A 1,122-nucleotide genomic window follows, 5' to 3' on the forward strand; every position below is an offset into this window, starting at 1 on the left:
GCTGGATTCAAGTCATAAACGCAACAATGCCCTGATTTTCTATTGCTGCGGCAAAAACCTCGTTGGGCGTTCTGTACCCGAACCTTTTTCTGGGCCTGTTGTTTAAAATGTTCTCCGCCTTTTCAACGGCCTCCTTTTTCATATCGTTAAAGTTGCTCCCTTTTGGGAAATATTGTCTTACCAGCCCGTTGAGGTTCTCGTTCGCGCCCCTTTCCCAGCTATGGTAGGGCGTTGCGAAGTAGAAGTCTATGTTCAGTTCCTCGGCTATGTCTTGGTGGTTGGAGAACTCCTTTCCGTTATCGCTGGTAATGGTTTTTATGAAGGGCCTCCAGTCCTCCAACAGCTCCTTTGTCCTTATCTCTATGTCCTTTGCCCCCTTACCGGCCACATGTGCCATTTTAAGGGTTCCCGTTGCCCTGTCGTTTATGGTGAGCAGGGCACCCTTTTGGCCCTTTCCCATGACCAGATCGATCTCCAGGTCCCCGATTCTATCCTTCCTCTCCACCACGGCGGGCCTTTGGGATATGTCCGTCCTATTGGGTATGAGGCCCCTTCCGGCCTTTTTGTCCCCCCGCTTGACATATTTCCTGCCCTTTGTCCTAAGGTGCAGATAGAGCGTGCCGCCCTGTTTTTTGTCCTGCCATACGAACTGGTATATCCGCTCGGCGGATACGCACGGGACACCGTTTTTATCGGACAGTCCCTTGATCTGTTCGGGGCTGAGGTCCTTTTTCAGCCAAGAGGCCACGTAATCCTCCATCGACCTGTCGAAGGTGCCGTGCTTGTTCTTGCCCGAGTGCCTGGAACACGACTTTCCCTGGGCGAGCTCCGCCCTGTAGCGGCCGCTGCGCCCATCGGCGTTCCTTTTGACCTCCCTTGAAATGGTTGATCTGCTCCTCCCCAATTTCCTTGCGATCTCGGCCATGGTCACACCCTGTCCGAGGAAGATGGAAATTTCGTACCTTTCCCCAAGCGTTAAATGCTTCATAATCTTCAAAGTTTAGCGACCCCAAAGGTATGAAGTTTTTGCGCCGCCCTCTCCGGAGATCTGGCCCTAGGACCAGATCTCCGGAGAGGGCTTTTTTCAACAGCAAGCTGTTGCGTTTATCAGTTGAATCCAAG

1 protein-coding gene is annotated in these 1,122 nt (G+C 52.4%); it reads right to left on the reverse strand.

The genetic code is table 11. The features are described 5' to 3' along the window. Nucleotides 1-7 precede the first annotated feature (7 nt). On the reverse strand, nucleotides 8-991 hold the full coding sequence (locus ACKWCC_RS19345; protein ID WP_413997610.1) for an IS30 family transposase: 984 nt from the start codon (nucleotides 989-991) through the stop codon (nucleotides 8-10). Nucleotides 992-1,122 lie beyond the last annotated feature (131 nt).

Source organism: Maribacter aquimarinus (assembly GCF_047345505.1).
Lineage (GTDB): Bacteria > Bacteroidota > Bacteroidia > Flavobacteriales > Flavobacteriaceae > Maribacter.